The organism is Burkholderia pyrrocinia (assembly GCF_022809715.1).
Taxonomy (GTDB): domain Bacteria; phylum Pseudomonadota; class Gammaproteobacteria; order Burkholderiales; family Burkholderiaceae; genus Burkholderia; species Burkholderia pyrrocinia_C.
On the sequence record NZ_CP094459.1, the window covers coordinates 3,571,856 to 3,598,379 of the forward strand.

A 26,524-nucleotide genomic window follows, 5' to 3' on the forward strand; every position below is an offset into this window, starting at 1 on the left:
GGCGCGCTTGTCGTCGAATGCTTACTCGATCACCTTCGGCACGAGATAGAGGCCGTCCTGGACGGCCGGCGCCGGACGCTGGTTGTCGTCGCGATTGACGACTTCCGTCACGGCGTCGTCGCGCAGGCGCTGCGCGACTTCCTGGATCTGTTCGATCGGGTGGGCGAGCGGCGCGATGCCGGCGGTGTCGACCGCCTGCATCTGCTCGACGAGGCCGAAGAATTCATTGAGCTGGCCGAGCATGTGCTCGGCGTCGGCGTCGGCCATTTCGAGTCGCGCCAGGTGCGCGATGCGTTTCACATCGGTCAGGGTCAGGGCCATGCGATCACCGGAAAAACAAGGCTGCGCAGCGCATCGAAAGCAGCGCCGCGGCGGGGGGTTGGAGGGTGCGATCCCACCCTCAAAAATCGGGACCGAAGCGGCAAAAATACCGCCCGTTTCGATTCAAATACCGTGAAATTATAAGGTATCATTACGCGTTCGACCCAAACCCGGCAGCCTTTTCCCGCACCGTTTCGCCCCGCTTCGGCAAGCCGTGCGTGCTTCGTGCGATCCCCGGTAGACATCACTCGCAGCTTCGTGCGCCGCGGCGGCCGCTTCCGCCACGCTTCCCGAGGCTGTTATTTTTTCCGCTGCCGCCCCCCAGCGCTCGCTATACAGGGCCGGCCCAGAGCGAAACAGGATTCTGAATGTTCGGTTTTTTGCGCAGCTACTTCTCCAACGATCTCGCGATCGATCTCGGCACCGCAAACACCCTGATCTACATGCGCGGCAAGGGCATCGTGCTCGATGAACCGTCCGTCGTGTCGATTCGCCAGGAAGGCGGCCCCAACGGCAAGAAGACGATCCAGGCGGTCGGCAAGGAAGCCAAGCAGATGCTCGGCAAGGTGCCGGGCAACATCGAGGCGATCCGCCCGATGAAGGACGGCGTGATCGCCGACTTCACCGTCACCGAGCAGATGATCAAGCAGTTCATCAAGACGGCGCACGAGTCGCGCATGTTCTCGCCGTCGCCGCGCATCATCATCTGCGTGCCGTGCGGCTCGACCCAGGTCGAGCGCCGCGCGATCAAGGAAGCCGCGCACGGCGCCGGCGCATCGCAGGTCTACCTGATCGAGGAGCCGATGGCGGCCGCGATCGGCGCGGGCCTGCCGGTGTCGGAAGCCACCGGCTCGATGGTCGTCGACATCGGCGGCGGCACGACGGAAGTCGGCGTGATCTCGCTCGGCGGCATCGTGTACAAGGGCTCGGTGCGCGTCGGCGGCGACAAGTTCGACGAGGCGATCGTCAACTACATCCGCCGCAACTACGGGATGCTGATCGGCGAACAAACGGCCGAGGCGATCAAGAAGGAAATCGGCTCCGCGTTCCCTGGCTCCGAAGTCAAGGAAATGGAAGTGAAGGGCCGCAACCTGTCGGAAGGTATTCCGCGCAGCTTCACGATCTCCAGCAACGAAATCCTCGAAGCGCTGACCGATCCGCTGAACCAGATCGTGTCGTCGGTGAAGATCGCGCTCGAACAGACGCCGCCGGAACTCGGCGCCGACATCGCCGAACGCGGGATGATGCTGACGGGCGGCGGCGCGCTGCTGCGCGACCTCGACCGCCTGCTCGCGGAAGAAACCGGCCTGCCGGTGCTCGTCGCCGAAGATCCGCTCACCTGCGTCGTGCGCGGTTCGGGCATGGCGCTCGAGCGCATGGACAAGCTGGGCAGCATCTTCTCGTACGAGTGATCGTCTAGGGGGCTGTTTTCCCATGAAACGTACGTGCGAATGCCCGAAATCGGTCGTCCCCCAAGGGGACTTCCTTGCGGGGCGCAAGCAAGAAGTGAGGAGCGCCGTTTTGCCGCGCCAAACAAGCGACGAACGACGCCGCCATGCGGCCGATTTCGGGCATTCCCGTGGAATGAATTTTAAATTTGGGGTTGCCCCGAAACGGGCCGCTCGCTGCGTCATGCTCCTTGCGAATACGTTCAGTATTCGCGGCGTCGCGATCCTTGCGAGCGGCCCGTTTCGGGGCAACGCACGCACGTTTCATGGAAAAACAGCCCCCCAGTTTCGTTGATATGACGCACCTGCGGCGTGGCCGGATCGCTCGTTTAGAACGAACCGCCGCGCCGTTTGCGCGTCTGAGCATCATTTAACCGATCACACGCGCCCGGCGCCGACCATGGAATACAGTCCGCCGCCCCTCTTCAAGCAAGGTCCGCCCGCGCTCGCGCGGCTCATCTTCTTCGTTGCCCTCGCCATCGCGCTCCTCGTGTCGGACGCGCGCTTCAGCACGCTCGAAATCCTGCGCGGCGTGCTCGGCACCGTGCTCTATCCGCTGCAGCGCGCGGCGCTCGTGCCCCGCGACCTGTTCATGGGCGCGGCCGACATCGCCGTCACCGGCGCATCGCTGCGCCACGAGAACGACGACCTCCGCAAGCGCAACCTGCAACTGTCGACGCAGGCCAACCAGGCCGCCGTGCTCGCGCAGGAAAACATGCACCTGCGCGCGGTGCTCGAACTGCGCCAGCACATCGCGACGCAATCGACGCCGGTCGAGATCCAGTACGACACGAGCGATCCGTTCACGCAGAAGATCGTGGTCGGGCAAGGTTCGCAGCAGGGCATCCAGAACGGCGCGCCCGTGGTCAGCGAGGACGGCGTGGTCGGCCAGATTACGCGCGTGTTCCCGCTGCAGTCCGAAGTCACGCTGGTCACCGACCGCGATCTCGCGATTCCGGTGCAGGTGCTGCGCACCGGCCTGCGCAGCGTGATCTACGGCACGCCGAAGGGCGATTCGCTCGACCTGCGCTTCGTGCCGACGAGCGCGGATCTCGTGGTCGGCGACGAACTCGTCACGAGCGGCCTCGACGGCGTCTATCCGCCCGGCCTGCCGGTCGCGAAGGTCGCGCGCGTCGACAAGCTCGCCGACACCGCATTCGCGCGCGTGACCTGCGCGCCGGTCGCGGCCGTGCGCGGCGCGCGCCAGATGCTCGTGCTGCATTACCAGAACGACATCCCGCCGCGCCCGGTCGAGCTCGAACCGGCCGCCGACAAGAACGCGAAGGGCGGCAAGAAGGGCGCGAAAGCCGCCGCAAAGGGCGAGAAAGCCGACAAGGCCGACGCGAACGCAAAGCCGGCCACCGCCGCCCAGCCCGGCGCGAAGCCCGCGCCGGCCGCGCCGGCCGCGCCCGCCGCTCCGGCCAAGCCCGCCGCCGCACCCGCGAAGCCCGCGGCCGGGCAACCAGGAGCCCAGCGATGAACCGCCCGCAATACATCCTGCAGCCGGTCAATCCGTACTTCATCGTCTTCAGCCTCGCCGCCGCGTTCCTGCTGAACCTGATGCCGTGGGGCCGCCTGCCCGGCGTGCCCGACTTCGTCGCGCTCGTGCTGCTGTTCTGGAACATCCACCAGCCGCGCAAGGTCGGGATGGGCGTCGCGTTCGCGCTCGGCATCCTGATGGACGTGCATGACGCGGGGCTGCTCGGCGAGCACGCGCTCGCCTATACGCTGCTGTCGTACGGCGCGATCACGATCCACCGCCGCGTGCTGTGGATGCCGATCGGCGTGCAGGTGCTGTATGTCACGCCGCTGCTCGTCGTCGCGCAGCTCGTGCCGTTCGTGATCCGTCTCTTGATGGGCGCCGCGTTCCCCGGCTGGCGCTACCTGGTCGACGGCTTCGTCGAGGCCGCGCTGTGGCCGATCGCGAGCCACCTGCTGCTGATGCCGCAACGCCGTCCGGTCGATCCGGACGATACGCGCCCCATCTGAGCCGGACGACCTTTGAATACCCGCCGCCCCCAATCCCGCCGCGCGCCGCGCTCCGGGGCGGCACCTCGCCCGCCCGCGCGGGTCGGATAGACGCTCAACCGCATGACCGAATTCAACGACACCCAACAGCAGCTCTCGAAGTTCCGCCTGCGCGTCGCGGCGGCGGGCGTGTTCGTGTTCGTCTGCTTCGGGCTGCTCGCGAGCCGCTTCTTCTACCTGCAGCTGATGCAGCACGGCAAATACGCGCTGCAGGCCGAGGAAAACCGCATCTCGGTCGCGCCGATCGTGCCGAACCGCGGGATCATCACCGACCGCAACGGCGTGATCCTCGCGAAGAACTATTCGGCGTACACGCTCGAGATCACGCCATCGAAGCTCGACGACACGCTCGACAACACGATCGACAAGCTGTCCGAGATCATCCCGATCGACGCACGCGACCGCCGCCGCTTCAAGAAGCTGCAGGAAGACTCGAAGAACTTCGAGAGCCTGCCGATCCGCACGCGGCTCACCGACGCGGAAGTCGCGCGCTTCACCGCGCAGCGCTTCCGCTTTCCCGGCGTCGACGTGCGCGCGCGGCTGTTCCGCCAATATCCGCTCGGCACGACGGCCGCACACGTGATCGGCTACATCGGCCGGATCTCGAAGCGCGATCAGGATCGGATCGACGCGATCAGCGACGACAACGACAGCGACCAGGAAAACTACGATCCGCGACGCGACGCGAACAACTACAAGGGCACCGACTACATCGGCAAGATCGGCGTCGAGCAGAGCTACGAGACCGAGCTGCACGGGTTGACCGGCTTCGAGGAAGTCGAGGTGACGGCCGGCGGCCGGCCCGTGCGCACGCTGTCGCGCACGCAGGCGACGCCCGGCAACAACCTCGTGCTGTCGCTCGACATCGGGTTGCAGCAGGTTGCCGAGCAGGCGTTCGCCGGCAAGCGCGGCGCGCTCGTCGCGATCGAGCCGAAGACGGGCGACGTGCTCGCGTTCGTGTCGTCGCCGAGCTTCGACCCGAATTCGTTCGTCGACGGCATCGACCAGCAGACCTGGGACGAGCTGAACAACTCGACCGACAAGCCGCTGCTGAACCGTCCGCTGCACGGCACCTACCCGCCCGGCTCGACGTACAAGCCGTTCATGGCGCTCGCGGGCCTGACGCTCGGCAAGCGCTCGCCGGGCTGGGGGTTCCAGGATCCCGGCTACTTCACGTTCGGCGGCCACACGTTCCGCAACGACGTGCGCTCGGGCCAGGGCTGGGTCGACATGAACAAGGCGATCATGGTGTCGAACGACACCTACTTCTACATGCTCGCGCGCGACCTCGGCGTGAACGCGATCGCGAACTTCATGAAGCCGTTCGGCTTCGGCCAGATCACCGGGATCGACATCCAGGGCGAAGCGCGCGGGATCCTGCCGTCGACCGACTGGAAGAAGAAGGCGTTCAAGAAGGCCGCGCAGCAGAAGTGGTTCGACGGCGAGACGATCAGCCTCGGGATCGGCCAGGGCTACAACTCGTTCACGATCCTGCAGCTCGCGCACGCAACCGCGACGCTCGCGAACAACGGCATCGTGATGAAGCCCCACCTCGTGAAGGAAGTCGAGGATCCGATCTCGCGCGGGCGCCGCCTGACCGTGCCGAAGGAAAGCGAAACGATCCCGCTCAAGCAGGCCGACATCGACGTCGTGAAGCGCGGGATGGAGAACGTGATCGAGAACCCGTCCGGCACCGCGTACAAGGTGTTCCGCGGCGCGCCGTATCTCGCCGCCGGCAAGACCGGTACCGCTCAGGTGTTCTCGCTGCAGGGCTCCAACTACAAGGGCCACCTGCTCGCCGAGCATCTGCGCGACCACGCGCTGTTCATCGCGTACGCGCCGGTCGACCATCCGCAGATCGCGTTGGCGCTGGTCGTCGAGAACGGCGGCTGGGGCGCGCAGGCCGCGGGCCCGATCGCGCGCCGCGTGCTCGACTTCTTCCTCGTCGAGCGCCAGAACCCGCAGAACGAAGCCGCGGCCGTGGCTGCCGCGGCGTCGGCGACCGAACCCGTGAATGCACCGGTGATCGGCGACGCGAACAAGCCCGCCGCCGTCGCGGCCGGCTTCAAGGCGCTGCCGCAGCCCGTCGTGCCGACCGCGGCCAGCGCGGCGGATGCGGCATCGGCCGCATCGGCGCCCGATGCGTCGGGTGCGGCCGGTGCAAACGCTGCGCAGCCGGCGAGCGCCGCGGCGCCGATGGCCGCGAGCCTGCCGCCGATCCGGCGCCCGCACCGGCCGCGCCGGCCCGCCAGCGACGCGCAGCCGCTCGTCGCCGCGCCGCGGGACGACAACCACCGTGCGACGGCCCCCGCGAAAGCGGCGGACGCCGGCACCGCTCATTAACGGAGAAAGGCATGCAATTCGACAAGCGCGCCTGGCTCGACAAGATCAAGCAGATGTTCGCGGGCTTCGACCGCCCGCTCGCCCTCATCGTGTTCCTGCTGCTGTGCGTCGGCATCGTCACGCTGTACAGCGCGGCGATCGACATGCCGGGCCGCGTCGAGGACCAGTTGCGCAACATCCTGCTGACGTTCGTGCTGATGTGGGTGATCGCCAACATCCCGCCGACCACGCTGATGCGCTTCGCGGTCCCGCTCTATACGTTCGGGGTCGCGCTGCTGATCGCGGTCGCGCTGTTCGGGATGACGAAGAAGGGCGCGAAGCGCTGGCTGAACGTCGGCGTCGTGATCCAGCCGTCGGAGATCCTCAAGATCGCGACGCCGCTGATGCTCGCGTGGTACTACCAGCGCCGCGAAGGCGGGCTGCGCTGGTACGACTTCCTCGCCGCGTTCGGGATCCTGATGGTGCCGGTCGGACTGATCGCGAAGCAGCCCGACCTCGGCACGGGCCTGCTCGTGTTCGCGGCCGGCTTCTTCGTGATCTACCTCGCCGGCCTGTCGTTCAAGCTGATCGTGCCGGTGCTCGTCGCGGGCGTGATCGCGGTCGGGTCGATCGCCGTGTTCGAGGACCGCATCTGCCAGCCCGAAGTGCAGTGGCCGCTGATGCACGACTACCAGAAGCACCGCGTGTGCACGCTGCTCGACCCGACCTCCGACCCGCTCGGCAAGGGCTTCCACACGATCCAGGCCGTGATTGCGATCGGCTCGGGCGGCGTGCTCGGCAAGGGCTACCTGAAAGGCACGCAGGCGCACCTCGAATTCATTCCGGAGAAGCACACCGACTTCATCTTCGCGGTGTTCTCGGAGGAATGGGGGCTGGTCGGCGGGATCGTGCTGCTGACGCTGTACATGGCGCTGATCGCGCGCGGGCTCTATATCGCCGCGCAGGGCGCGACGCTGTTCGGCCGCCTGCTCGCGGGCTCGCTCACGCTCGCGTTCTTCGTCTATGCGTTCGTCAACATCGGGATGGTGAGCGGCGTGCTGCCGGTCGTCGGCGTGCCGTTGCCGTTCATGAGCTACGGCGGCACCGCGCTCGCGACGCTCGGCATCGCGATCGGGATGATCATGAGCGTCGGGCGACAGCGGCGGCTGATGAAGAGCTGACCGCGCGGCACGGCCGCGGCCAAGAAAAACGGCGCTCCGGCGCCGTTTTTTATCGTGCGCGTCGAACGCGGCAACGCGGCACGTCGCCCGCTCACTGCGGTGCCGCGCGCGGGCTCCCCGGCTCCGCACCGACGCCCGACGCCGGCCCCTGCGCCTTCAGCCGCGCGCTCAGCTCCTTGAATTTCAATCCGGCCGTCTCGTCGCCCTGCGCGGCCGCCGCCGCGTAATAGGCCCGCGCGATGTTCAGGTTCTGCGCAACGCCGTCGCCGCCGCGCTCGTAGAACGACGCGGTCACGTACTGCGCGGTCGGCTCGCCCGCATCGGCGGCCTGCTTGTACCACGCGAACGCCTGCCGGTTGTCGCGTGGTGTGCCGCGCCCGTCGAGGAACTGGTTCGCGAGCGACAGCTCGGCCTGCACGTGCCCCTGCTTCGCCGCCCGCAGGAACCAGCGATGCGCTTCGGCCGGATTGCGCGCGACGAACTCGCCGTCGTCGAACATCCGGCCGTACACGTACTGCGCATGCGACATGTTCGCGTCAGCCGCGCGCTTCAGCCAGCGCAGCCCTTCGTCGACGTTCGCCGTCACGCCTTCGCCCGTCAGCAGCATCATCGCGTAGTTGAATTGCGCGAGACGGTCGCCGCGCTCGGCTGCGTCGTGGAACTGCACCAGCGCCGCGCGATAGTCGCCGGCGTTGTAGTCGGCGACCGCCGATTGCGTCTCGCGCGACGGATCGGGCTTCGCTTGCGGCGCGCCCTGCGCGGCCGCCGCGACACACACGGCCCACAGGCCGAGCATCGCGCCGAACCGCCCGCGCGCACCGGCCGCACCCTGCACGCGCCCGCAAGACGCGCCGTCGCCGCCGTTCATGACCGTACCTCCTGCAGCGCTTGCCGCGTCGCACGCAGCAGCCAGCTCACGTCGGCCGACAGCGTGATCATCCGGTAGCCGGCCTCGCGGTACTGCCGCGCGCCCGCCGTGTCGCCCGCGAAGATGCCGACCGCGACGCCGGCCTGCTTGCCGGCCGCGAGCACGCGCGCCATCGCGGTTTCGACGTCCGGGTGGCGGATGTCGCCGAGATGCCCGAGGCTCGCCGCGAGATCGGCCGGGCCGATGAACAGGCAGTCGACGCCGGGCGTCGCCGCGATCCGCTCGACTTCGTCGACGCCGCGCGCCGATTCGATCTGCACGATCACCGCGACCTGCGCATTCGCCGTCAGCACGTAATCGCGGCGCATGCCGAACGCCGCCGCGCGCACCATGCCCGCGACGCCGCGCAGCCCGTCAGGCGATTCCGGCGACGGGAAGCGCGTGAGCCGCACCGCGTGCGCGGCGTCGTCTGGCGTCTCGATGCACGGAAACATCAGCGTGCGTGCGCCGGCGTCGAGCGCGCGCTTCACGAGCCACGGCTCGCGCGCCGGCACGCGCACGACGGGTTCGCTCGGCAGGTGTGCGGCGGCGATCGCGCGCAACTGCGACACGACGTCGCGACTATCGTTCGGCGCGTGCTCCATGTCGATGCAGAGCCAGTCGTAGCCGGCGTGCGCGAGCGCTTCCGCGGCCGAGTCGCTGCCGAGCGACAGCCACAGGCCATACAGCGGCTCGTCGCCGTCGCGCAGGCGTTGTTTGAGGGAATTGGTGAGCGTGCTCATCGATACGGCCTCCTGGACGGAACGGCAATCGAACGGGACAAGCATCAGGCGAAGCGGGGCGCAACACGCCGGGCGGCGCAGCGCGGCGGCGGCGCCAGACCGCGCCCTTCAACGTCAGTCGGCCGTGGGCGGCCGATCTGACAGCGCGGGCCGCGCGACCGCGCACGGGTGCGTTTTACGGTGCCACGCAACGATCATAGCGCGGCGTTACGCGGAATGTGGGAACGGACGGGGAGCAGCGCCGGCGCGGGACGAGGCCGCGGTGACGGGCAGCCCGCGCCGGCCGGCGGGGCTGCCGGGAAGGCAGGATCAGCGGCCGGGCTGGCGCTCGACGTCGGCCCAGCAGTTCGGCGTTTCGTACAGACGCACGCGCTCGAGGCGCAGGTTCACGCCGTAGTGCGCGTCGTACACGTTCGCGAGCAGGTCGAACGCGATCGCCGCGAGGTTCTCGACGGTCGGGATCCGGTCGATCACGACGGTCTTGTGGTCGGCCATCTGTTCGAGGAACGAGCGCACGACGTCGTCGCGCGCATAGACCAGGAATGCGTGGTCCCACTTGCTGACGAGGTGCTCCATCGCGAGCGCCTTCACGTCGGCGAAATCCATCACCATGCCACGGTCGGGAGCGCCCTCGGTATCGACGAGATCGCCGCGCAACGTGATTTCGAGCACGTAGCGATGGCCGTGCAGGTTCCTGCACTGGCTGCGGTGATCGGGAATGCGGTGGCCCGCGTCGAATTCGAGTTTTCGGGTAATCAGCACGATGTCAAAGGCCGTGGCTCAGGGAATGTTCAGATATTTGTGGGTCTGCATCGACAGGCGCCACTGCGGATGACGCTTGCACCAGTCGATCGCGAGCTTCGTATTGAGGTCGCGCGACGGGCCGTCCATCGGCTGGACGAGGAAATACTCGAAGTCGAGCTTCGCATAGTCGGCCAGCCGCTGGTTGTCCTGCGGGATCACGACTTTCAGTTCGTTGCCCTTCGTGACCACGAGCGGCGCGTCGGCCTTCGGGCTCACACAGATCCAGTCGATCGATTCGAGCACCGGCAGCGAGCCGTTGGTCTCGATCGCGATCTCGAAGCCGGCCGCGTGCAGCGCGTCGACGAGCGGCTGGTCGAGCTGCAGCATCGGCTCGCCGCCCGTGCAGACGACGAAGCGGTGCGCTTCGCCGTCCGGCCACAGGCCGGCGATCGTCGCGACGAGCGCTTCGGCGTCCTTGAACTTGCCGCCGTTCTCGCCGTCGGTGCCGACGAAGTCCGTATCGCAGAAGCGGCACACGGCCTCCTCGCGATCCTCTTCGCGGCCCGACCACAGGTTGCAGCCGGCGAACCGGCAGAACACAGCCGGCCGGCCCGCGTTCGCGCCCTCGCCCTGCAACGTGTAGAAAATTTCCTTGACCGCGTAAGTCATCGTCCGTCGTCCGGCTCGCGCCGCTCGTTGTCGATCAGAATCCGTTATTCATCAAGCGCTGCCGGCGCAGCCGCGTCACAGCGGCGCTTCGGTCACCCGCTCGCCCTTCAGGTAGGCCTCGTAGCCGCGCTTGCGCAGCTTGCAGGCCGGGCACTCGCCGCAGCCGAAGCCCCAGTCGTGCAGTTCCGCGCGCTCGCCCACGTAGCATGTGTGCGTCTCGACGCGGATCAGTTCGACGAGCGCTTCGCCGCCGAGCTGCTCGGCGAGCTGCCACGTCTGCGCCTTGTCGAGCCACATCAGCGGCGTCTCGAGCACGATGCGCGTGTCCATCCCGAGATTCAGCGCGACCTGCAGCGCCTTCATCGTGTCGTCGCGGCAGTCGGGGTAGCCCGAAAAATCGGTCTCGCACATCCCGCCGACCAGCACGCGCAGCCCGCGGCGATACGCGATCGCCGCGGCGATCGTCATGAACAGCAGGTTGCGGCCCGGCACGAACGTGTTCGGCAGGCCGCTCGCCGTCGTCTCGATCTCGATCGTGCGCGTCATCGCGGTATCGCTGATCGCGCCGAGCACCGACAGGTCGATCATGTGATCGTCGCCGAGCCGGTCCGTCCACGCGGAAAAGTCGCGCTTCAGCGCTTCGCGTACGCCTTCGCGGCATTCGAGCTCGACACGATGGCGCTGGCCGTAATCGAAGCCGAGGGTCTCGACCGTCTGGTAGCGTTCGAGGGCCCACGCCACGCACGTGGCCGAGTCCTGCCCGCCGGAAAACAACACGAGCGCGCCGTCTTTAGCGTCTGTCCGAATCACCGTGATACTCCGTGAATGTATAGGCTCGCGTCGCGCTGCGCCGCGGGGCCGGCTGCCGCCGGGCGGCCCGACGCGTACCGGCCTGCGCCGGCTCGACCAGTATAGGCAGCGCGGTCGGCCGCGAACGCGGCGGAGCGCTTATACCGCCCATCGCGCGACATCGTTGCCGCGCATCACGGCGGCGCGTTGCTGGCGGCCTGCCGTGCATATGAAGCGATGCGCTAAGTCATTGAGCGGGCACGGATTTTATCATGCCCCCGCGAATGCTGCCGCACACGCCGCCTATGACACGCAATACCCACCACAAACGAAAAACCCCAAGAACCTTCCGATTCTTGGGGTTGGAACTGCTGGTGGCCTGGGACGGAATCGAACCATCGACACGCGGATTTTCAATCCGCTGCTCTACCAACTGAGCTACCGGGCCAACGAAGAATGAAAGTATATCGAGCTTTCCCCACCTGCTCAAGCGTTTTCGCAAAAAAATTTTATACCGCGCCTTCGGACGGCTTCTTGCCGAGCTCGACGCCCAGCTGCTTGAGCTTGCGATACAGGTGCGTGCGCTCGAGGCCCGTCTTCTCCGCGACGCGCGTCATGCTGCCGTTCTCGCGCGCGAGGTGATATTCGAAGTACGCGCGCTCGAACGCATCGCGCGCTTCGCGCAACGGGATGTCGAACGGGATCGCGGCCGTCTGCCCCGCGAGGCCGAGTGCCGCCGCCATGTCGTCGCCGAGCGTCGGCAGCGCAGCCGCGGACGCAACCGCCGCGGGCCCCGCTGCCTGTCCGGCGCCGCCCTTCGCCGCCGCGTTGGCGGACACCGGCGCCGCGCCGCGTGCGAGACCGTGCTCGACGGACTTCAGCAGCTTCTGCAGCGCGATCGGCTTCTCGAGGAAATCGAGCGCACCGATCTTCGTCGCCTCGACGGCCGTGTCGATCGTCGCGTGCCCGGACATCATGATCACGGGCATCGTCAGCAGCCCCTGCGCCGCCCATTCCTTGAGCAACGTGACGCCGTCGGTATCGGGCATCCAGATATCGAGCAGCACGAGATCGGGCGCCTGATTCAGCCGGTATTCCCGCGCGGCCTGCGCGTTCTCCGCTGCCTCGACGACATGTCCTTCATCGCTGAGGATCTCCGAGAGCAATTCCCGGATGCCCATTTCATCATCTACCACCAGGATGGTTGCCATTTACGCTGCCCTTGTCTGCTCACTTGCTTTTGTCTTAGCGGGGGTCGTCCCGTCCTGCGCGCCCGGTTCGGCGCCTGGCGCATCGCTCGCCATCTGCAGGAACAGGATCGACACCTGCGCACCCTCGACGGTCTCGCCGTGCATGCGATTGCGCAGATCGATCCGCGCACCGTGCTCGTCGACGATCTTCTTGACCGTGGCCAGCCCGAGCCCCGTGCCCTTCGCCTTCGTCGTCACGTAAGGCTCGAACGCGCGGGTCAGGATGCGTGCCGGAAAACCGGGCCCGTTGTCGGACACGGTAAGACGTACCGCGACGCGCGTTTTGCCCTCTGCGTCGGGATCGCCATATTCTACTGTCTTGGTTTCGATCAACACACGCGGATGCGCGGCTTCCGCGACCGAATCCTGCGCATTCTGCAGCAGGTTGTGGATCACCTGGCGCAATTGCGTCGCGTCGCCGCGAATCACCGGCAGCGACGGCGCGAGCTCGGCGACGATCGGGCTCTTGCCTTCGCCGACGCCGTACAGCCCGAGCACCTCGCTCGCCAGTTCGTTCAACTGCAGGTTCGCAAGCACCGCCGGCGGCGTGCGCGCGTATTCGCGGAAATCGTCGACCATCCGCTTCATCGCGGCCACCTGGTTGACGATCATCGTCGCGCCGCGCTTGAGCACATCCGCGTCGGACGGCGCGAGCTTGTCGGACAGCTTCATCTGCAGCCGCTCGGCCGACAGCTGGATCGGCGTCAGCGGATTCTTGATCTCATGCGCGAGCCGCCGCGCGACCTCGCCCCACGCAACCGAGCGCTGCGCGGAAATCACGTCGGAAATGTCGTCGAATACCACGACGTAACCTGACGTCTGCGGATCTTCGGCCTGCCCCTCGACCGTCGACACGAGGCGCGCGCCGCGCACGAGCAGTGTCAGCGGTTCGGTTTCGCCCGGCATCTCGATCGCGAACTGCTGCTGCCAGTGGCCGCGATCGCCGCTGCCGCCGTCGGATGCCGCCTCGCGATCGGCGAACGCCTTGCGCACCATCGCGCCGAATCCCGCCGCAACGCCGATCCGGTCGAGCGTCGTGCCGATCAGCGCGTTGAACGGCTGCCGGAAGATCCGCTCGGCGCCGCGGTTGGCCGTCGTCAGCCGGAACTGGCGGTCGAGCACGAACACGCCGGCCGTCAGGTTCGCGAGGATGCTCTCGAGATAGGTCTTCGAATGCTCGAGCGCGATGCGGTTCTTCTCGACCGCGAGACGCGCCTCGGACAACTGGCGCGTCATCGCGTTGAACGACTGCGTGAGGAAGCCGAGCTCGTCGCGCGTCTTGATCTCGCGCTTCGGCGTGTAGTCGCCTTCCGTGATCTCCTTGGTGCCCTGCGCGAGCAGGAACAGCGGCCGCGCGAGCTGCTGGCCGAGCGCGAGCGCGAGCATCATCGCGATGAAGGTCGCGAGGAACAGCGCGAGCGTCAGCGTGCCGATGTACATCTTGCGCAGGCCCGTGCGGCCGAGCGCCTTTTCCTGATACTCGCGATACGCGCGCTGCACGGCGTCCGCGTTGTGCGCGAGCGTCGGCGGCACCGGCTGTGTGAGCTGCAGGAAGCGTTCGGCCGGCTGCAGCAGCGACGTCGTCGCATCGGGAATCGGCCGCACGACGCGCAGCCGCAGCGCGCCCTTCGCGCCATGCGCGCGCGGGTCGCCGTCGACTTCGCCTTCGATCGCCGCGTACGCGCCGTGTTCGCGCGCCTGGCTCAGCATCAGCGGCGTCGGCAGGTCGTCCGGAATCAGCGCCGCGAAATTGCCCGATGCCTGCGCGACGATGTGCAGGTCGGGCGCCGCGCCCGAACCGCCGCGACTCGGCTCGACGATCGTCGCGTCCTGCACGCCGAACTGGTCGCGCAACCGCAGCAGCGTGAGCGTCGTGCCGTTCGTGTTCGCGTCGACGCTCGCGAGCTGGTCGGACATCAGCCGCGCCTTCGTCTGCAGATCGGACAGCGACGCATCGAGCATCCCGCGGCCGAGGTTCAGGCCGGCCGTCAGCGCCGTCTCGACGTTCACGTCGAACCACGACTCGATGCTGCGCGACACGAACTGGTACGACACGATGTAGATGATCCCGCCCGGCACCACGCCAACGAGCGCGAAGAACACCGCGAGCTTCGCGAGCAGCCGCGTGCCGAACTTGCCCTTCCTCAGGCGCACGACGATCATCCCGATCAGCCCGAGCACCACGAGCAGGAACACCAGCGCGACGACGATGTTGGTCGCGTACAGCCACGAATAGTAGCGATCGAAGAATTCGGTATTCGCGCTCGCGGCCGCGAGCAGCACGAGCAGCAGCAGCGCGGTGAACGCGACGGTCGAGACGATCACGCGAACGAGGAGGCTCTTCCCGCTGGCCGCGCGGCGCACTTTATTTAGCACGTTCGGTCACCGTGAAGTTGAAGCGCTTCCAGTCCGACCCGAGCGTCCAGTCGCGATTGTTCACGGCGTCGACCTGGAACGGCTTCGGCATCAGCGCCGTATCGAGCTGCATCCGCACCGACGCCATGTAGGTTTCCCCCAGGCGCACCTGGTTGCGGTCGATCACGTGCCACGACGTGATGTGCCTGACCACCGCGAGCGCGTCCTTCAACGACGGGAAGCCGAGCTGCAGGCCGCCCGTCGACACGCGGTATTCGCGCGTGAGCGGCTGGAACGACAGGCGGATCGTCTGCGTCACCGACACCGGCTGCTCGTCGAACCAGTACCAGCGCGCGCGGCTCAGCTCGAAGTCGGTCGTGAAGTAAAGCGGGATGCCCTTGTTGACGGCATCCTCGAGGTTCGGATTCAGCTCGAAATCGAAGCGGGCATCGAGGCTCCAGCCGCTTCCGTCGGCCTGGAGCGACGCGCGCTGCACGGCGATCGACTGCGCATGCGCCGGCCGGACGACGGCCAGGCACAGCGTCAACGCGACCATCAGGACGGCCGCGAGCCGAAGTGGAAAAAGGTGTTTGATCGTCACCGTTTCTGAAACCGCGCGTAGAAAAATCCGTCGTGATCGGTGTTCTGGTCGAGTGCGCCGGCGGCAGCCCCTCCCTGCACTCCGCCCGGCAGCAGCTGGCCGGGGGCGTCCAATCGTACCGCATCTTCACAGACCGCTTCAAACCAGCGGGCCTGCAACTCGCCTTCCTCGGGGAAGATCGAGCAGGTCACGTAAAGCAGTTCGCCGCCCGGCTTCACGAGCGGCCACAGCGCCGACAGGATGCGGCGCTGTTCCGCGACGAGCGCCGGGATGTCGGCCTCGCGGCGCAGCCAGCGGATGTCGGGATGCCGCCGCACGATGCCCGATGCCGAGCACGGCACGTCGGCCAGGATGCGGTCGAACGGGCGCCCGTCGTACCACGCGCCGGGCGCACCCGCATCGCCGACGCGCACGTCCGCTGCGAGCGACAGGCGCACGAGGTTCTCGCCGATGCGCGCCGCGCGCGTCGCGTCGCTTTCGAGCGCGACGACTTCCGCGTTGGCCAGCTCGAGAATATGGCCGGTCTTGCCGCCGGGTGCCGCGCATGCATCGAGTACGCGCATGCCGTCGCGCGCGCCGAGCCATTCGGCCGCGAGCTGCGCGCCGGCATCCTGCACCGATACCACGCCGTCGGCGAATCCCGGAATGCGCTCGACCGGCAGCGCCGATGCGAGCCGCACCGCATGCCGGCCGATCGCGGTCGCGTCGATCCCGCTCGCGCGCAGCGTGTCGAGATACGCGTCGACGCTCGCGCGACGCGCATTCACGCGCAGCGTCAGCGGCCCCTGGCGCTCGCCGGCCGCGAGGATCGCCTGCCATGCGTCGGGCCATGCACGCTTCACCGCATCGACCCACCATGCGCGGTAATTCCAGCGCGCAACGGCGTCGTCCTGCATCGCCGCGACGAGCACGTCGCGCTCGCGCAGGAAACGACGCAGCACCGCGTTGACCAACCCCTTCGCGAATGCGTATTCGCGGCGTGCGCCGATCACGGTCACGGCCTGGTCAACCACCGTGAACGCCGAATATGCGGCATCGTCCGCCGGATCGAGCAGCAGCGCGAGCGCGCCGGCGAGCACCGCGTTCACGTGCGCGGGCGGCGCCTTGCTGACGAGCCGGCCGATCAGCCAGTCCACGCTGCCGAGGCGACGCATCGTCCGGTACGCGACGTCCTGCGTCGCGCCGCGCGCGAGCGCCTGTGCACCGGACGCCATCTGCGCGAATACCGCCGACAGCGCTGCCGGCAGCGCTGTGCCGCGCCGTACCGCATCGACCGCCTGCGCGGCCGCGTCGAGTGCGAAGCCGAGCGAATCGGGCGCAAGATGCGGCGCGGACAGGCGCGCCGGGCGGCCGGAAGAAGACGGGGCGGAAGAACGGGTTCGTGTCATCGGAGCGGAATCGGCAAACAAACGCAGCAAACAAATGCGGCAAACGGCGGGATTGCTGCGGCCGCGCGGCCCTGCGATCCCAAACCGCGCATTGTAGCGTGCGACCATGCGGCCCCTTTGGCCCCTTTACGGCGCGCACAAATGAAACACCCCGCAGCGCGAAGCGTGCGGGGTGGCGGGGCGGACGCCGCGCGGCAACGGCCGCGCGATGCGCCGAGGTTTAATCGAAGCGGCCGGTACGCGCCATCTCCATCAGGCGCGCGATGCGTTCCTCGGTGGCCGGGTGCGTCGAGAACAGGTTCTGCAGGCCGCCGGCGCGGAGCGGGTTCATGATCATCATCTGCGCGGTGGCCGGATGCGCTTCGGCCGCCTGGAACGGGATGCCGGCCGCATAGCGATGGATCTTGTCGAGCGCGGTCGCGAGCGACTGCGGATCGCCGGAAATCTGCGCGCCGCCGCGGTCGGCCTCGAACTCGCGTGCCCGCGAAATCGCCATCTGGATCAGCGCGCCGGCGATCGGCGCGAGCAGCGCGACCGCGATACCCGCGATCGGGTTGGCCGGCCGGCCGTTCTCGTCGCGCCCGCCGAAGAACATCGCGAAGTTCGCAAGCGCCGAGATCGCGCCCGCCATCGTCGCGGTGATCGTCGAAATCAGGATGTCGCGGTGCTTCACGTGCGCGAGCTCGTGCGCCATCACGCCGCGCATCTCGCGCTCCGACAGCACGCGCAGGATGCCCGTCGTCGCGGCGACCGCCGCATGCTCGGGGTTGCGGCCCGTCGCGAACGCGTTCGGCGCATCCTCGTTGATCAGGTAGACGCGCGGCATCGGCAGGTTCGCGCGCGTGGCCAGCTCACGCACCATCCGGTAGAACTGCGGCGCCGTGTTCTCGTCGACTTCCTGCGCGTTGTACATGCGCAGCACCATCTTGTCGGAGAACCAGTACGAGAAGAAATTCATGCCGAGCGCGAACAGCAGCGCGATCGTCATGCCACGCGAGCCGCCGATCATTCCGCCGATCACGATGAACAGGGCCGTGATCGCGGCCATCAGCATCGCCGTTTTGACCCAATTGAACATACCCACTCCTTATCCGTCAGGGGACCCGCCGCGCATCACAGGGCGCGACGGAAAATTGTAAGCGATTTGTTAGATAAGGTCTTGCCGGAAAAATTCAATCTCAGCGTTGCGAAGCTGCAAGACGCAGGCCGAGGCCGACGAAAGCGCTGCCGACCGTGCGGTCGAGCCACTTCCTGACGCCCGGCTTGCCGGAAAAGCGCTGCGTGACGCTGCCCGCGACCCATGCGACCAGGCTGGTCCAGACCGTGCTCATCGCGACGAACACCGCACCGAGGGTCAGGAACGCCAATGCCTTGTGCGGGCTGTCGGCCGACACGAACTGCGGGAAGAACGACACGAAGAACAGCACGACCTTCGGGTTCAGCACGTTGGTCCAGAAGCCCTGCATGAACAGCTGGCGCAGCGGCTTTGCTGCCGTGGCGGCCGCCGCGCCCGACGGCGCGGCGGCCTGCTTCGCGACGATCATGCGCACGCCGAGATAAATCAGGTACGCGGCGCCGACCAGCTTGATCACCGTGAACGCGGCAGCCGACGCCGCAAGCAGCGCCGTGAGGCCGAACGCGCACGCGAGCGCGTGAACGCAGCAGCCGGCCGAAATGCCGAGCGCCGACATCACCCCCGCGCCGCGGCCCTGCGCGACGCTGCGGCCGACGATGTAGGCCGTGTCGGGACCGGGCGTGACGTTCAGCAGGAAAACTGCCAGCACGAAGAAGCCGAAATGGGTGATGCCGAACATGAAAACCTCGAAACCGGAGAGCGCAGGGAAATTCTACGCGCGCCTGCCGCGCTGCGCGACTCGACCGTTCGGCCGATTGCGCAGGGCCGGCAGGTCGTGTCGAATGGCGGTCAGGTCACGTTACGCAAGGTCGGTCAGCGCGAAACGCTGGCCCGCGGCGAGCGGCGAGCCGGCGAGGAATTCGCGCGCGGACAGCCGCTTGCCGCCCGGCTTCTGCAACTGCGTGACGCGCAGCGCGCCACTGCCGCACGCGACGACCACGCCTTCCGGCGCGGCCTCGACGATCGTGCCGGGCGCCGCGTCGCCGCGCGCCGCCACCGGCTCCGCAGCCCACAGCTTGATTGCCGCGCCGTCGAGCGTCGCGACGCCGCCGGGAAACGGATCGAACGCACGCACCTGGCGCGCGAGCACGTCGGCAGGCTTGCGCCAGTCGAGCGCCGCTTCGTGCTTGCCGATCTTTTCCGCATAGGTCACGCCGTCGGCCGGCTGCGGGGTCGCCGGCAGCGTACCGTCGCGCTCGAGCCGCACGAGCGCGTCGACGATCAGCCGCGCGCCGTCGGCGGCCAGCCGGTCGTGCAGCGTCGCGGTCGTGTCGTCGGGCGCGATCGCGATGCGCGCCTCTTCGATCATCGCGCCGGTGTCGAGGCCGACGTCCATCTGCATCAGCGTGACGCCGGTCTCGGCGTCGCCGGCCTCGATCGCGCGGTGAATCGGCGCGGCGCCGCGCCAGCGCGGCAGCAGCGACGCATGGATGTTGATGCAGCCGCTGCGCGGAATGTCGAGCACCTCCTGCGGCAGCAGCAGGCCGTACGCGGCGACCACCATCACGTCGTGCGGCGTCGTGCGCAGCAGCTCGATCGCGTCGGCCGCCTCCGCGGGGTACTTGCCCGCGCGGCGCAGCGACGGCGGCTGCGCGACGGGCATGCCATGCTCGACGGCGTAGCGCTTCACGGCGCTCGCCTGCAGTTTCATCCCGCGGCCGGCCGGGCGATCGGGCTGGGTGAGCACGAGCGGCACCGGAAAACCTGCCTCATGGATCGCGGCGAGCGCAGCCGCGGCAAATTCCGGCGTGCCGGCAAAAATCACGCGCAACGTATGGGTCATGACAGCGTTCTGGGTCGGGCAGGATGAACGCGCGTCACATCGCGCGTTCGAGTTTCTTCATCTTCGTCTTGATGCGCGTCTGCTTGAGCGGCGACAGGTATTCGACGAACACGCGCCCCATCAGGTGATCCATCTCGTGCTGGACGCACACGGCAAGCAGGCCCTCGCAGTCGAGCTCGAAGGCCTCGCCCTGCTCGTTGAGCGCGCGCACGCGCACGTGGTCGGGACGCTCGACTTCGTCATAGATGCCGGGTACCGACAGGCAGCCCTCTTCATAGATCTGCTTCACGTCGCTCGACCAGACGATCTCGGGGTTGATGAACGCGCGCAACTCGTTCTTTTCCTCGGAAACGTCGATCACGATCACGCGCTCGTGCACGTCGACCTGCGTGGCTGCAAGGCCGATGCCGGGCGCCGCGTACATGGTCTCGGCCATGTCGGCGACGAGCTTGCGGATCCGGTCGTCGACCTTGTCGACGGGCTTGGCGACCTTGTGCAGCCGCTTGTCGGGGTAATGAAGAATGTTGAGCAAAGCCATGGTGTTCGGTATTCGGTGGCGCGGCGTGCCGCATCGGCCATCCGGCCGGCTGGCGCCGCCGCCGCGATGCAATGAAGATGAGGCGGATGCGCGGCGTATCAATGCCGCGGATCGCGCCTCCTGCAATTGGCCGGGCGCCTGCGCGCACGGCCCTGTCGAGTATTTCGGATGATGAAAATTTTATCATGGCGCCACGCGGTCCGCTGGCCGTCGCGTTCGAGGGCAGCCTCATGTCGCCTCAAGCGCTGACCACCTCCGCGTTGCGCGCGTGGCTGCAGCTCGGGCACGCGCCCGGCCTCGCACCCGCCGTACTGCAGGCGCTGCTCGACGCGTTCGGCTCGCCGGCGGCGCTGCTGCGCGCATCCGACCAGGCCATTGCCGCCGTGAGCAGCCCCGCCGCCGCGCAGGCCGTGCGCGCAAGTGAACGCGACGATCTCGATGCGCGCACCGACGCCGCGCTGGCTTGGCTCGATGCGCCGGGCAACGCGCTCGTCACGCTCAACGATCCGGCCTACCCGCCGCGGCTGCGCGACCTGCACGACCCGCCGCCGCTGCTATATGTAAAGGGCCGGCTCGACCTGCTGCACGCACGCAGCGTCGCCGTGGTCGGCAGCCGCCACGCGACGCCGCAGGGGCTCGCCGACGCGACGCGCTTCGCACGCGAGTTGTCCGACGCGGGGCTCCCGATCGTGTCGGGCCTCGCGCTCGGGATCGACGGCGCCGCGCATCGCGGCGGGCTCGACGGCCGGTCGGGCACGGTCGCGGTGATCGCGACGGGCGCCGATCTCGTCTATCCGGCGCGGCACCGCGCACTCGCCCACGAGATCGCCGCGCACGGTGCGATCCTGTCGGAATGGCCGCTCGGCACACCGGCACGCGCAGCGCATTTCCCGCAGCGCAACCGGCTGATCGCGGCGCTCGCGATCGGCGCGCTCGTCGTCGAAGCCGCCCCGCGCTCCGGCTCGCTGATCACCGCGCGGCTCGCGAACGAACTGGGGCGCGATGTGTTCGCGATGCCGGGCTCGATCCACGCCCCGCTCGCGCAGGGCTGCCACGCGCTGATCCGCGACGGCGCGAAGCTCACGGCGGCGCCGCTCGACATTCTCGAGGAATACGGGCTGGGCGAACCGACGACCGATGCGGCGTGCCCCGGAATTCGGCGCGCGAATCCCGACGAGGTTCGAGAAACCGAAGCTTCCGGCCAGCGCGCCTGCGCCGGCATCATGGAAGCGCCCCCTTCCGTTCCGGCCGCCGCGCCAGCCCGAATCGAAGCATCACCGCCTCCGTCGCCCTACACCCCGTCCGAGCAGGCCGTGCTCGCCGCACTGGGATACGGCCCCGTCACATACGAATGGCTCGCCGAACACAGCGGCCTGTCCGACGACGTGCTGCACCGCGCGCTGCTCGCGCTCGAACTGGCCGGTCGCGTCGCGAGCCTCCCCGGCGGACGCTTCGTGCGGCTTGACGCGGCCCCCACCCCGCCTGCGCGCGGCGTGCTACATTTCCCCGAATAGGGGCGGCCGCGCCGCCGACGATATTCAAGGAAATCCATGCCCGCGCTGAATCTCGACACCGATGCGGATCGGATCGCCGAGCGCCTCGCCGATCCCGGCACGTTGCTCGTCGCCTGCCTGTGCGCCCAGTGGTGCGGCACGTGCCGCGACTACCGGACGGCCTTCGACCAGCTCGCCGACGCGCATCCCGACGCCTGCTTCGCCTGGATCGACATCGAAACGCATGCCGACCGCCTCGACGATCTCGACGTCGAGAACTTCCCGACGATCCTGATCGAGGACGCCAACACCGCACGCTTCTTCGGCACGGTGCTGCCGCACGCGGCGATCGTCGAACGAATGCTGTCCGACCTGAGCGCGGTACCCGGTGCGCCGCACGCACCGAAATTGCGCAACGTCCTGAACGTCGAAGCCTGAATTCGCGCGCCCGCCCGGCGGTTTTTCGCGCGTTTGCGCGCCCCGCCGCGCCGGGCGCTTGCCGCCGTTGCAGCCCCCCTCTATGATGGGCCGCTTTTTACACGCCGAGCCGCCGTCGCTTCGGCGTGTGCTATAAAGCGGTCGTTAAAGGGACCCACAACCGGCGACCCCGGTCTACCATCACACACCTGTCATGTCCAAAGCACTGATCATTGCGGAAAAGCCTTCTGTCGCGAACGACATCGCACGCGCTTTGGGCGGCTTTACCAAGCATGACGAATACTACGAGAGCGACGAATTCGTCCTTTCGTCCGCTGTCGGCCACTTGCTCGAAATCGCCGCTCCGGAAGAGTACGAGGTCAAGCGCGGGAAATGGAGCTTCGCGCATCTGCCCGTCATCCCCCCGCATTTCGACCTGAACCCGATCGCAAAAAGCGAGTCGCGCCTCAAGGTGCTCACCAAGCTGATGAAGCGCAAGGACGTCGACCGCCTGATCAACGCATGTGACGCGGGGCGCGAGGGCGAACTGATTTTTCGCCTGATCGCGCAGCACGCGAAGGCGAAGCAGCCGGTCCAGCGCCTGTGGCTGCAATCGATGACGCCGCAGGCGATCCGCGACGGTTTCGCGAACCTGCGCAGCGACACGGACATGCAGCCGCTCGCCGACGCCGCACGCTGCCGCTCGGAAGCCGACTGGCTCGTCGGGATCAACGGCACCCGCGCGATGACCGCGTTCAACAGCAAGGGCGGCGGCTTCTTCCTGACGACAGTCGGCCGCGTTCAGACGCCAACGCTGTCGATCGTCGTCGAACGCGAAGAGAAAATCCGCCGCTTCATCCCGCGCGACTACTGGGAAGTGAAGGCCGCATTCGCGTGCGCGGGCGGTTTCTACGAAGGCAAGTGGTACGACCCGAAATTCAAGCGCGACGAATTCGACCCGGAAAAGCGCGACTCCCGCCTGTGGAGCCTGCCGGCTGCCGAAACGATCGTCGCCGCATGTCGCGACAAGGTCGGCACGGTCTCCGAGGAATCGAAGCCGTCGACACAGCTATCGCCGCTGCTGTTCGACCTGACGAGCCTGCAGCGCGAGGCGAACGGCCGCTTCGGCTTCTCCGCGAAGAACACGCTCGGCCTCGCGCAGGCGCTGTATGAAAAGCACAAGGTGCTGACCTACCCGCGTACCGACGCGCGCGCGCTGCCGGAAGACTACCTTTCGACGGTCGAGTCCACGCTCGAGATGCTCAAGGAGAGCAACAACTACCTGCCGCATGCGAAGCAGGTGCTCGACAAGGGCTGGGTGAAGCCGAACAAGCGGATCTTCGACAACTCGAAGATCAGCGACCACTTTGCAATCATCCCGACGCTGCAGGCGCCGAAGTCGCTGTCCGAGCCGGAGCAGAAGCTGTACGACCTGGTCGTGAAGCGCTTCCTCGCCGTGTTCTTCCCGGCGGCCGAATTCCGCGTCACGACGCGGATCACCGAAGTCGCCGGCCATCACTTCAAGACCGAGGGCAAGGTGCTCGTCGAGCCGGGCTGGCTGCAGGTCTACGGCCGCGACGCCGAAGGCGCGGATGCGAACCTCGTGCCGGTGCAGAAGGACGAGAAGGTGAAGACGGACGAAATCGCCGCCGTCGCGCTCGTGACGAAGCCGCCCGCACGCTACTCGGAAGCGACGCTGCTGTCGGCGATGGAAGGCGCGGGCAAGCTCGTCGAGGACGACGAACTGCGCGAGGCGATGGCCGCGAAGGGCCTCGGCACGCCGGCCACGCGCGCGGCGATCATCGAAGGCCTGCTCGGCGAGAAATACCTGTTGCGCGAAGGCCGCGAGCTGATCCCGACCGCGAAGGCATTCCAGCTGATGACGCTGTTGCGCGGGCTCGGCGTGAAGGAACTGACCGCGCCGGAGCTCACCGGCGAATGGGAATACAAGCTGTCGCAGATGGAGCGCGGCAACCTCGGGCGCGACGCGTTCATGCAGGAAATCGCCCGCATGACGCAGCAGATCGTCAAGCGCGCGAAGGAATACGATTCCGACACGATTCCCGGCGACTACGCGACGCTCGAGACGCCGTGCCCGAACTGCGGCGGCCAGGTGAAGGAAAACTACCGCCGCTTCGCGTGCACGAAGTGCGAGTTCTCGATCTCGAAGATCCCGGGCAGCCGGCAGTTCGAGATTCCCGAAGTCGAGGAGCTGCTGCAGAAGAAGGAAATCGGCCCGCTGTCCGGGTTCCGCAGCAAGATGGGCCGCCCGTTCTCGGCGATCCTCAAGCTGTCCTTCGACGACGAGACGAAGAACTACAAGCTCGAGTTCGATTTCGGCCAGGACCAGGGCGGCGAGGAAGGCGAAGCGCCCGACTTCTCCGCGCAGGAGCCGGTCGGCGCGTGCCCGAAGTGCAAGGGCCGCGTGTTCGAGCACGGGATGAGCTACGTGTGCGAGCACTCGGTTGCGAACCCGAAGACCTGCGACTTCCGCTCGGGCAAGGTGATCCTGCAGCAGGAAATCACGCGCGAGCAGATGGGCAAACTGCTCGCCGACGGCCGCACGGATCTGCTGCCGAACTTCAAGTCGTCGCGCACGGGCCGCAACTTCAAGGCGTTCCTCGTGAAGCAACCGGACGGCAAGATCGGCTTCGAGTTCGAGAAGAAGGAACCGAAGGCCGCTGCCGCGAAGAAGACGGCGAAATCGGCGACGAAGGATGCCGAAACCGTAACGGAAGGCGCCGAAGAGAAACCGGCACCGGCCCGCAAGACCGCTGCCAAGACCGCAGCGACCAAGACTGCCGCCCGCAAGACGACGGCGCGCAAGACCGGCTCGTAACAGCCGGGCCGCCGGGGCTTCCCCCCGGCGTACCGGGCGCCGGCAGGCAGCCGAAAAAAAACGCGGATCGATCGCTCGATCCGCGTTTTTTCTTTGTGCCGGCGGCAACCGCCGCCCGGCCGTCGCGCCGTTACAGCGGCGACGGCACCGCGACGCGCGTGCGTGTCGAACGCGGCAGGCGCGGCGACAGGTTCGGGTCGGCCGATTCGGGCTGCTCGGCACGCGTCTCGACGCCGATCGGCGCGAGCGTCGCACCCTGCGCGGCCCACTGCTCGCCGATCGTCGCATCGGTCGAGTGGCTGAAATACTCGACGAGGTGGTCGATGAACGTGCGCACCTTCGCGGGCAAATGGCGCCGGCTCGGGTAGGCGATGTTGATTTCGACCTGCGGCAGCCGGAAATCCGGCAGCAGCCGCACCAGCGCGCCGCGCGCGATGTCGCTGCCGATCAGGTAGCTCGGCAGGATCGCGACGCCCATCCCGAGCAGCGCGAACTGGCGCAGCATCGCGGTGTTGTTCGCGACGATCACGTTGGTCGGGCGCACGCGCACTTCGCCGTCCGGCCCCGTGAACACGCGCTCGTCGCCCCAGTATTCGGCCGGCAGGCTCAGGCTCGGGTGCGCGACGAGCTGCTCCGGGTGAGTCGGCACGCCGTGCTTCTCCAGATAGCTCGGCGTCGCGCACACGGTCATGCAGCCCGTGGTCAGCCGCCGTGTGACGATGCTCGCGCTGCGCATCTGGCGCGTGACGACGATGCCGACGTCGAAGCCTTCCTCGACGAGATCGACCTGCCGGTCGACCAGCGTGAGATCCGGCACCACTTTCGGGAAATTCTCCGTGTACGTCTGCAACACGGGCGCGAGGTTATGCAGGCCGAACACGACCGGCGCGACGATGCGCAGCGTGCCGACCGGCTCGTGATTGCGCGCAACGACCATCTGCTCGACGTCCTCGAGCTCATCGAGGATCTGGCGAGCACGCTCCAGATAGACCTGGCCCGACTCCGTCAGGGAAAGGCTGCGTGTGGTGCGGTTCAACAAACGCGTGCCGAGCCGGCCTTCCAGATCGGCGACGTGACGCGTCGCAACCGCGTTGGAAATATCCATTGCACTCGCGGCCCGCGCAAAACTGCCGAGATCTGCAACCTTGACGAACACACGCATCGACTGCAAATGATCCATAAACGACTCCTGCCGCTGTTACAACTTCAAAAAGATGAAGCAAATGCGTAATTCTCCTACGACAGCGGAAATGATGCAGAGTTGCTCAACAAGGCACCGGTTGACGATAAAAATAGTCAAAAATCCTCGCCATTTGCGGATGGTTGATCCAATTATTCTGATTGGAACAACAATTGGGTGAACCTCGTCGAGTAAGCGGCCGAATCAGGAAAGACGTATTTGATGCGACACAGCAGCGCACCCTTGCGCACCGCACGCGAGCGGCGCTAGGTGAGGCTGCCGCCAATTGCCGCGGAGCGTAACAACCTGTTAAAAAGACCCCACGAAGGCGGCCGACGTAGCATCATGTCGGCCCCGGCCGGGCGGGACGGGTGCGCGACGTGCGCCACCGCC

General features: G+C 67.4%; 23 protein-coding genes and 1 tRNA gene. 8 read left to right on the plus strand and 16 right to left on the minus strand.

The annotated features are described in order from the left end of the window. Positions 1-21: 21 nt before the first annotated feature. The gene (gatC, locus tag MRS60_RS16550) at positions 22-321 is read right to left on the minus strand and encodes an Asp-tRNA(Asn)/Glu-tRNA(Gln) amidotransferase subunit GatC (protein ID WP_006477478.1); all 300 of its coding nucleotides are present in this window, start codon (positions 319-321) and stop codon (positions 22-24) included. A gap of 368 nt (positions 322-689) precedes the next feature. On the opposite strand from gatC, the gene MRS60_RS16555 reads away from it, so the two are divergent. The 5 genes from MRS60_RS16555 to rodA all read left to right on the plus strand — a co-directional run bounded on the left by MRS60_RS16555 (position 690) and on the right by rodA (position 7,300). After that, positions 690-1,733, plus strand: a complete 1,044-nt coding sequence (locus tag MRS60_RS16555; RefSeq protein WP_004189550.1) for a rod shape-determining protein — start codon at positions 690-692, stop codon at positions 1,731-1,733. A 436-nt stretch (positions 1,734-2,169) separates the two neighbouring features. Beyond that, entirely contained in the window at positions 2,170-3,249 is a 1,080-nt protein-coding gene (gene mreC / locus MRS60_RS16560; protein WP_243565007.1) for a rod shape-determining protein MreC, read from the plus strand. After that, the gene (mreD, locus tag MRS60_RS16565) at positions 3,246-3,758 is read left to right on the plus strand and encodes a rod shape-determining protein MreD (RefSeq protein ID WP_006482567.1); all 513 of its coding nucleotides are present in this window, start codon (positions 3,246-3,248) and stop codon (positions 3,756-3,758) included. The genes mreC and mreD overlap by 4 nt, the downstream gene beginning before the upstream one ends. A 102-nt stretch (positions 3,759-3,860) precedes the next feature. Then, the gene (gene mrdA, locus MRS60_RS16570) at positions 3,861-6,140 is read left to right on the plus strand and encodes a penicillin-binding protein 2 (protein ID WP_034179346.1); all 2,280 of its coding nucleotides are present in this window, start codon (positions 3,861-3,863) and stop codon (positions 6,138-6,140) included. Between the two features lie 11 nt (positions 6,141-6,151). Then, positions 6,152-7,300 carry a rod shape-determining protein RodA gene (gene rodA, locus MRS60_RS16575; protein WP_034179347.1) on the plus strand — a complete coding sequence of 383 codons (1,149 nt, stop codon included), beginning with the start codon at positions 6,152-6,154 and terminating at the stop codon, positions 7,298-7,300. Positions 7,301-7,391: 91 nt separating this feature from the next. On the opposite strand, the gene MRS60_RS16580 is transcribed toward rodA, so the two are convergent. The 14 genes from MRS60_RS16580 to def all read right to left on the minus strand — a co-directional run bounded on the left by MRS60_RS16580 (position 7,392) and on the right by def (position 20,202). Beyond that, positions 7,392-8,168 (minus strand): tetratricopeptide repeat protein, encoded by a 777-nt coding sequence (locus tag MRS60_RS16580; RefSeq protein ID WP_243565008.1) that lies wholly within the window; start codon positions 8,166-8,168, stop codon positions 7,392-7,394. Continuing rightward, positions 8,165-8,950: an HpcH/HpaI aldolase family protein gene (locus MRS60_RS16585; protein WP_034179349.1), complete on the minus strand. Its 786-nt coding sequence runs from the start codon at positions 8,948-8,950 to the stop codon at positions 8,165-8,167. The genes MRS60_RS16580 and MRS60_RS16585 overlap by 4 nt, the downstream gene beginning before the upstream one ends. Before the next feature lie 309 nt (positions 8,951-9,259). After that, positions 9,260-9,712, minus strand: a complete 453-nt coding sequence (queD, locus tag MRS60_RS16590) for a 6-carboxytetrahydropterin synthase QueD (protein WP_006477472.1) — start codon at positions 9,710-9,712, stop codon at positions 9,260-9,262. Between the two features lie 18 nt (positions 9,713-9,730). Beyond that, positions 9,731-10,363, minus strand: a complete 633-nt coding sequence (gene queE, locus MRS60_RS16595) for a 7-carboxy-7-deazaguanine synthase (protein WP_072437609.1) — start codon at positions 10,361-10,363, stop codon at positions 9,731-9,733. A 75-nt stretch (positions 10,364-10,438) separates the two neighbouring features. Beyond that, positions 10,439-11,173, minus strand: a complete 735-nt coding sequence (gene queC, locus MRS60_RS16600; protein WP_034179351.1) for a 7-cyano-7-deazaguanine synthase QueC — start codon at positions 11,171-11,173, stop codon at positions 10,439-10,441. 351 nt (positions 11,174-11,524) lie between these two features. Further along, positions 11,525-11,600, minus strand: a tRNA-Phe gene (locus tag MRS60_RS16605). 61 nt (positions 11,601-11,661) lie between these two features. Then, entirely contained in the window at positions 11,662-12,363 is a 702-nt protein-coding gene (esaR, locus tag MRS60_RS16610; RefSeq protein ID WP_034179352.1) for a response regulator transcription factor EsaR, read from the minus strand. Beyond that, positions 12,364-14,778 (minus strand): sensor histidine kinase EsaS, encoded by a 2,415-nt coding sequence (gene esaS / locus MRS60_RS16615; RefSeq protein WP_034179353.1) that lies wholly within the window; start codon positions 14,776-14,778, stop codon positions 12,364-12,366. Continuing rightward, the gene (locus MRS60_RS16620) at positions 14,768-15,358 is read right to left on the minus strand and encodes a DUF4390 domain-containing protein (RefSeq protein WP_034179354.1); all 591 of its coding nucleotides are present in this window, start codon (positions 15,356-15,358) and stop codon (positions 14,768-14,770) included. Before MRS60_RS16620 ends, esaS begins: the two co-directional genes overlap by 11 nt. Then, positions 15,355-16,746, minus strand: coding sequence for a 16S rRNA (cytosine(967)-C(5))-methyltransferase RsmB (gene rsmB, locus MRS60_RS16625; protein WP_105389500.1), 1,392 nt, complete (start codon positions 16,744-16,746; stop codon positions 15,355-15,357). Before rsmB ends, MRS60_RS16620 begins: the two co-directional genes overlap by 4 nt. A 220-nt stretch (positions 16,747-16,966) precedes the next feature. After that, on the minus strand, positions 16,967-17,824 hold the full coding sequence (gene htpX / locus MRS60_RS16630) for a zinc metalloprotease HtpX (RefSeq protein WP_243565009.1): 858 nt from the start codon (positions 17,822-17,824) through the stop codon (positions 16,967-16,969). A gap of 100 nt (positions 17,825-17,924) precedes the next feature. Continuing rightward, positions 17,925-18,560 (minus strand): LysE family translocator, encoded by a 636-nt coding sequence (locus MRS60_RS16635; protein WP_243565010.1) that lies wholly within the window; start codon positions 18,558-18,560, stop codon positions 17,925-17,927. Positions 18,561-18,680: 120 nt separating this feature from the next. Next, positions 18,681-19,664 (minus strand): methionyl-tRNA formyltransferase, encoded by a 984-nt coding sequence (fmt, locus tag MRS60_RS16640; protein ID WP_034179357.1) that lies wholly within the window; start codon positions 19,662-19,664, stop codon positions 18,681-18,683. A gap of 34 nt (positions 19,665-19,698) precedes the next feature. Then, positions 19,699-20,202 (minus strand): peptide deformylase, encoded by a 504-nt coding sequence (gene def, locus MRS60_RS16645; protein ID WP_034179358.1) that lies wholly within the window; start codon positions 20,200-20,202, stop codon positions 19,699-19,701. Positions 20,203-20,273: 71 nt separating this feature from the next. On the opposite strand from def, the gene dprA reads away from it, so the two are divergent. The 3 genes from dprA to MRS60_RS16660 all read left to right on the plus strand — a co-directional run bounded on the left by dprA (position 20,274) and on the right by MRS60_RS16660 (position 24,951). Beyond that, entirely contained in the window at positions 20,274-21,716 is a 1,443-nt protein-coding gene (gene dprA, locus MRS60_RS16650; RefSeq protein WP_432207826.1) for a DNA-processing protein DprA, read from the plus strand. Positions 21,717-21,752: 36 nt separating this feature from the next. Further along, complete coding sequence (locus tag MRS60_RS16655; protein ID WP_034179360.1) at positions 21,753-22,133, plus strand: thioredoxin family protein; 381 nt, start codon at positions 21,753-21,755, stop codon at positions 22,131-22,133. A gap of 193 nt (positions 22,134-22,326) precedes the next feature. Next, the gene (locus MRS60_RS16660; protein ID WP_217591033.1) at positions 22,327-24,951 is read left to right on the plus strand and encodes a DNA topoisomerase III; all 2,625 of its coding nucleotides are present in this window, start codon (positions 22,327-22,329) and stop codon (positions 24,949-24,951) included. A 130-nt stretch (positions 24,952-25,081) separates the two neighbouring features. Here MRS60_RS16660 and MRS60_RS16665 read toward each other — a convergent pair whose 3' ends face one another. Further along, positions 25,082-26,131, minus strand: coding sequence for a LysR family transcriptional regulator (locus MRS60_RS16665; RefSeq protein ID WP_034179362.1), 1,050 nt, complete (start codon positions 26,129-26,131; stop codon positions 25,082-25,084). Positions 26,132-26,524 lie beyond the last annotated feature (393 nt).